Source organism: Steroidobacter sp., from assembly GCF_016790065.1.
Classification (GTDB): Bacteria; Pseudomonadota; Gammaproteobacteria; order Steroidobacterales; family Steroidobacteraceae; genus Steroidobacter.
The window spans coordinates 1-6,356 of sequence record NZ_JAEUPY010000590.1 but is presented as its reverse complement, the minus strand read 5'-3'; the positions used below and the strand labels follow the sequence as shown (position 1 = coordinate 6,356).

At 60.9% G+C, this 6,356-nt stretch carries 4 protein-coding genes; 3 read left to right on the top strand and 1 reads right to left on the bottom strand.

Translation table 11 applies throughout. The features are described 5' to 3' along the window. Nucleotides 1-591 precede the first annotated feature (591 nt). Together JNL55_RS24415 and JNL55_RS24410 are read left to right on the top strand one after the other, a co-directional pair. Nucleotides 592-1,626, top strand: coding sequence for an extracellular solute-binding protein (locus JNL55_RS24415; protein ID WP_293860340.1), 1,035 nt, complete (start codon nt 592-594; stop codon nt 1,624-1,626). A gap of 127 nt (nt 1,627-1,753) precedes the next feature. Beyond that, the gene (locus JNL55_RS24410) at nt 1,754-2,797 is read left to right on the top strand and encodes a YncE family protein (protein ID WP_293860337.1); all 1,044 of its coding nucleotides are present in this window, start codon (nt 1,754-1,756) and stop codon (nt 2,795-2,797) included. 57 nt (nt 2,798-2,854) lie between these two features. Here JNL55_RS24410 and JNL55_RS24405 read toward each other — a convergent pair whose 3' ends face one another. Then, a complete protein-coding gene (locus tag JNL55_RS24405) occupies nt 2,855-4,135 on the bottom strand; it encodes a PQQ-dependent sugar dehydrogenase (protein WP_293860334.1) in 1,281 nt (426 codons plus the stop codon). Nucleotides 4,136-4,187: 52 nt separating this feature from the next. On the opposite strand from JNL55_RS24405, the gene JNL55_RS24400 reads away from it, so the two are divergent. After that, on the top strand, nt 4,188-6,335 hold the full coding sequence (locus tag JNL55_RS24400; RefSeq protein ID WP_293860331.1) for a fused MFS/spermidine synthase: 2,148 nt from the start codon (nt 4,188-4,190) through the stop codon (nt 6,333-6,335). Nucleotides 6,336-6,356 lie beyond the last annotated feature (21 nt).

Here is a 6,356-nt window from a genome sequence, read left to right as displayed (position 1 = left end):
TCTCCAGGCAGGCCGCGAGACCAAGGTCGGTATCGGCGTTTCGTGCGTAGAGAGAGTCCACAATTACGTGGATGACTGCATTGATGCGCTCGATGGCCAGCTCGGCCGCGTCCAGGTCGGACATAAGGCGCTGCGTGGCAGGGGCTGTGATGGGCTTTGAAGCCGTCGCAGAAGGACGGGGGATAGAATGGCTCTTAGCCATGGCGTTGACTCCGTTAGTCTCAACGTGGTGGTTAGAGCCGGCCGGGTCCGGCAAATACCCGGTTCGGCTCGCTTTGGCTGGCACCGCTTCGACGCAGGGGTAACTATTCGGGGTAAGTCCTAGGGAGTGATGCCCGGTCTATGTATGGAAAAGCTACAATTCGCGCTAAATGCGGTTGTGGCCCGAGCCTCCATTCGCCCCATAGCCCTTCGAATCAGCCGACCGCCCCGGTTCCCGGCGACTTCGCGTCGACGATGCGCTCGCTTCGCATCGTGACACTACATGCGTGCTCACTTCGCGACCCTGTAAACAAATTTCGCGGCGGCAGATCTATGTAGGTACGGGCACCGCCAACAACCGGGGTGTCGTTACAACGAGAACTGACCCGCATGAGATCGCTTGTTCTTACCGCCGCTCGCACCCTGGCCTTGGCGATATTGAGTTGTAGCTTACTGTCGGTGGCAGCCGCAGCCGAGCGCGAACCACTGACCATCAATTGGTATCACAAGGCAACGTTTCTGCAGCCGGTGATCGATGCCTTCAGCAAGGACACCGGCATTGCTGTCAAGGTCACGGATGCGTACGACAAGTTCGATACCGATGTGATCCTGGTCTCCGACTACAAGACGCTCACCGAAGCCAAGAAGCTGAACGCATTTCAGCCCATCCGTTCACCGGACCTCGATGCGATCGTGGCGCCACGTTGGCGAGACCGCGATGGTTATTGGTATGGCGTCGTGCTTCGTGCGCGCGCTGTGATTTACAACAAGGCGCAAGTCAAACCCGGCGAAATCAAATCGTATGCCGATCTGGCCGACAGGAAATGGCAGGGCAAGATCGCGTTACGTCCCGCGACCAGCGTCTACAATCGCTCGCTGCTCGCGTCGATGATCGTGCATGATGGCTATGCCTCGGCGCTGGAATGGGCGCGAGCGGTGCGAGCGAACGCCGGCGACAAGCCTGAGTACGGTGGCGACACGGCCAACATTTGGCGCGTGGCCAAGGGTGAAGCGGCGCTGAGCTTCGTCAACACTTACTACATCAACTACGAAATCGCGCGCGGCAGCGAGCAGAAGAACGGCATCAAACTAGCTGACAACATCGGCATCGCCTGGCTCGGCCAGCAGGGCGCCGGTCAGCACATGAACGTCACCGGCGTCGCCGTGAACACCGCGACCACCCGCAAGGACGATGCAATGAAGCTGGTGCGATTCCTGCTCAGCCAGAAGGGCCAGGCGTTGCTATCCCAGCATGTGTTCAAGTATCCGGTACGCACCGACGTGGCTCCGCATCCGCAACTGCAGGCTTGGGGCGACTTTCGCCGCGACGATCTGAATCTGAACGATCTGGAGCTGCACTACGACCAAGTCGACGGGATTTTTCGTGCAGTCGGCTGGCGCGCCTGGTTGCGGGACGCCGAGTAGCGGAGGGCGACAGAAGAGCGATACACAAGGTTACAAGTCCGCGGCCCGCTTAAGTGTTTACTTGGATGACCGGCGCGGCGGGCGCGGGCACGCTCGCCGGTGATTCGCTCTTCTGTCAGGACTATCAATGAAACTTCAATCGCTGTTGTTCTCCGCCATCGGTGTGGCCGCGGTCGCCGCGCCCGCCGGCGCTGTCGATCTGCTCTACACGCTGGAGAATTCGGTGTCGTTGCCGAACATCGTCACCGGCTACGACTACATCAAGATGCAGCCCGGCACCAGCCGCCTGTTCATCGCCCGCGACCAGGACGGCCTGACGGTGTTCGACGTGGACACCCAGAAGGTCATCACCACCGTCGAGAACTCGCAGGGTGCCAACGGCCCGCTGTTGTTGCCCGAGTACAATCGCGGCTACATCGCCAACACTGACGGCTCGCTGTCGACCGTCGATCTGAAGACCCTCAAGCAGACCGCGCGTCTGGCGCTGGACAAGAACGGCGGCCTGAACAGCGCCATCTATGATCCGGTCACCAAGCAGGTGCACGCCATCGTCGGCACCCGCCCGAAGGAATCCAACTGGTACACGCTGGATGCCGCCACCGGCAAGCTGCTGAAGACCACCACGTTCCCGTTCGCCAAGATGGACGACCCGGCCACCGACGGCAAAGGCCGCCTGTTCGCCCCGGCTCGCCGCGACAAGATCATCCTGACGCTCGATTCCAAGACCCTGAAGGAAACGGCTCGTTGGGATGCGCCTTGCAACGTCAGCAAGGTTCGCTTCCAGGCCCGCACCAATCGCATCCTGGGTGCGTGCGGTGGCGACACGCCGAGCTTCTTCGCACTGGACGCGACCAGCGGCAAGCTGATTGCCAAGCTGCCGATCGGCAAGGGCATCGACGGCTTCGGTATCGACGAGAAGCGTAATCGCATCGTGGCCTCGAACCACGACGGCACGCTGACCGTCATCGGCCAGGAAGGCGCGGACACCTTCAAGTTGCTCGGCTCCGTGTCGTCGCAGCTCGGCGCCCGCATGATGACCATGGACGAGCGTAACGGCCGGATGTACCTGATCAACGTCGCCTTCACCGAGACGGCGCCGAACGCCGAAGGCAAGGTCCAGTCCAGCTATCACCCGAACACGTTCGTGATCCTGACCTACAAGCCTATCTAAATCGAGTGCGTGCGCTCCGGCTGCGTAAGCAACCGGAGCGCACATCGACGCCAGCGCTTAGCTCTTGCGAGACAGCTTCAAGATTTCACCATCGGGCGCTTCGGTCACGACATAGACCGAGCCATCCGGACCTTGCTTCACGTCGCGAATGCGCTTGCCGCGATCCTGCAGCAGCCATTCTTCGCCGACCACCTTGCCATCCTGCAGCTGCAGCCGCACCAGCTTGGTGGTGGCCAGGCCGCCGACCAGAATATTTCCCTGCCATTCCGGGAACGCACTGCCGTTGTATACGACCATGCCGGACGGGGCGATCACCGGATCCCAGTAGTACACCGGCTGCTCCAGGCCTTCTTTGGCAGTAATGCCGTCGCCAATCTTCGGGCCGGCGTATTCGATGCCGTAGGTGATGACGGGCCAGCCATAGTTCAAGCCAGCCTGCGGCTGGTTGAGCTCGTCGCCACCGCGCGGACCGTGTTCGATGGTCCACAGCTTGCCTTCCGCATCGAGTGTGGCGGCTTGGATGTTGCGATGACCATACGACCAGATCTCCGGCTTGGCATCGCTGCGGCCGACGAAAGGATTGTCGCTCGGCACGCTGCCGTCCAGATTCAAGCGCACCACCTTGCCCAAATGCATGGTCAGATCTTGAGAGTGCACGCGAGCATCAGGCACTGAGCGCTCGCCGAGCGCCAGGAACAGCTTGGTGCCGTCCGCCGAGAACACGATGCGCGAGCCGAAGTGCAGGTTGGATTCCCAAGCCGGCAGCTGTCGGAAAATCACTTTGACTTGTTCCACAGCGGTTTCGTCCGCCGATAGCACGCCCTTGGCGAGCGTGGTGCCATTGCCACCTTCACGCGGCTCAGCATAGGTCCAATAGATGGTGCGGTTGGTCGCGAACTGCGGATCGAGTGCTACGTCGAGCAAGCCGCCTTGGCCTTCGAAATACACCTTCGGCAACCCTTTCAACGGTGCCGACACTTTGCCGTCCTTGCCGACGATGCGCAGGTCGCCGCGACGCTCGGTCACCAGGATGCGCTCATCAGGCAGGAACTCGAAGGCCCAGGCGCCATTCAAATCTTTCGCGACCACCGAGACGTCGATAGCGAACTCGCTCTTGATCGCGGGCGCGCGCGTCTGACCGGCGAAAGCGGGTTTGAAGTCCTTGCCATTTGGCTCGCGGGTTTCCAGCGGACCGCCGGGAACAACGGCACTCGCTGCGGCTGTTTGATCGGCGCTTGCGGCCGGCGGCGCCGCTTCACGCGAGCAGGCTGCGCACAGGGTCAACAGCGACAGCGTGGCCGCCTTCAGCAACGATGAACGAGGGAGCGTCAGATCCATACGGGTGTCTCGCTGTTTGGATGTTTATGGGATGAGTCAGGAGGCCGAGTATATGCGCTATCCTCGCGCGATGAGCGCTCAGTCCAACGTCGGACCGCTGCCCACGACCCAGGCACGCCGAACTTCTCTCTATGCCGTCACTGTGATCGTCGGTGCGTGCCTGTTGTTCCTGGTGCAGCCGCTGATCGCGAAAATAATTCTGCCCTGGTTCGGCGGCACCTCGTCGGTGTGGAGCGCCGCGCTGGTGTTTTTCCAGGCCTGCGTGCTCGGCGGCTACACCTACGCGCATTGGCTGACGACGCGAGTTTCGCCGCAAAAACAAGCCACAATTCATGGTGTGTTGTTGCTCGTCAGCTGTCTGACGATGCCGATTTTGCCGTCGGAGGCCTTGCGGCCCGACGGCAACGCTGATCCGACTTTGCAAATTCTGCTGTTGCTGACGCTCACCGTGGGCCTGCCGTCGCTGCTGTTGAGTTCGACCAGTCCGCTGATGCAGGTTTGGTACATGCGGCGCACGGGCAGCGAGCCACCGTACTGGATGTTCGCGCTGTCCAATGCAGGGTCGCTGTTGGCACTGCTGAGCTTTCCGCTGTTGCTCGAGCCGGCATTCAGTTCGCAAGTCCTGGCCATCGGTTGGAGCGTGCTGTTCGTCATCTATGCGCTGCTGGCAATCGCCGTGGCGCGATTGAATAGCAAACAATCTACCGTGACTGAAGCTGCGATGGGTGATATCGCCGCCAGTCGTGGTGCGCCTGCGCCACCGCTGGGACAGATGGTGCTTTGGCTGGTGTTATCCGCGTGCGCCTCGGGACTGTTGGTCACGGTATCGGCCAATCTCAGCGCCAACGTCGCGCCGATTCCGTTGCTGTGGGTCGTGCCGCTGGCGCTGTATCTGCTGACCTTCATTCTCGCGTTCGGCAATCGTCGCGTTTATCACCCGACAGGTTTTTTTCCGCTGGTGGCGTTGGCTATCGGCGGGCTGGCTTACTTGTACATGCAGCGGCTGTCGAACTGGCCGATCCAATATGTGATTCCGTTGTACCTGGCGAGCTTGTTCGTCATCTGCATGGCGTGTCACGGCGAGTTGGTGCTGCGTCGGCCGGCGGGGCCGTATCTGACGCGCTTCTATCTGCTGATATCGCTCGGCGGCGTGTTGGGCGGCGCATTCGTAGGTTTGATCGCGCCGAACGTGTTCACCACCTACGTCGAGTTTCCGGTGTTGCTGGTGGTGATCGCCGAGGTGTATGTCATCTTGCAATGGCATCGTCGTGGCTCACGCAGAACGCTGTGGCTGGTGCGAACGGTCATGGTCTTGGGCGTCATCACGCTGTTGGCCCAATTGATGGGCTCGGAGATTCAGACTCGCCAAGACAACATGCTGGTGCAAAGAAACTTCTACGGCACGCTCAGTGTGCAAGACGATCCCAGCGGCGACGAGCTGGCACGCCGCTATCTGATCCACGGCACCATCAGTCATGGCTACCAGTACTTGCACGAGAAGTATCGACGCTTGCCGTCGTCGTATTTTTCCAAGCACTCCGGGGCCGGGCTGGCATTGACCACGTTGCAAGCGGAAGGGCCGGTGAGGTTCGGGGTGGTCGGTCTGGGCGTCGGCGTGATGTCGGGCTATGTGCGTGCGGATGACTATGCGCGCTTGTATGAAATCAATCCGGACGTCGTGGACATCGCCGACCAGTACTTCACGTTCCTGCCAGCGGCGAGGCAATCAGGCGCTGATGTGGCAGTGTTGTTAGGGGACGGCCGACTGACGTTGGAGCGACAGCCGCCGCAGAGTTTCGATCTGCTCGCCATCGACGCTTTTTCCAGCGATGCGATTCCCACGCATCTGCTCACCAAAGAAGCGTTCGAGTTGTACTTTCAACATCTGAAGCCGGACGGCGTACTGGCCGTGCACATCTCCAACCGGTACATCGATCTGGTGCCGGTGTGCGCGCGAGCCGCTGAGCATGTGAATCGATCCGCTCGCGTGGTGCGCAGTCTGAGCGATGGGACTTACGACACCAGCATCTGGGTCATCGTCACTGCGAATGAGGCGCTACTGAAGCGACCTGAATTCCAAGGCAGCAACACGTACGCTGCACAGGCTGCCGATTCGTTCGAGGGCTGGTCGGATCAATACAGCAGCGTGTGGCCGCTGCTGCCTCTCCGGGGCACCGCGCACAAGTCGGTGGCTAACTAGGTTCGCGCACCGGATTGGGAG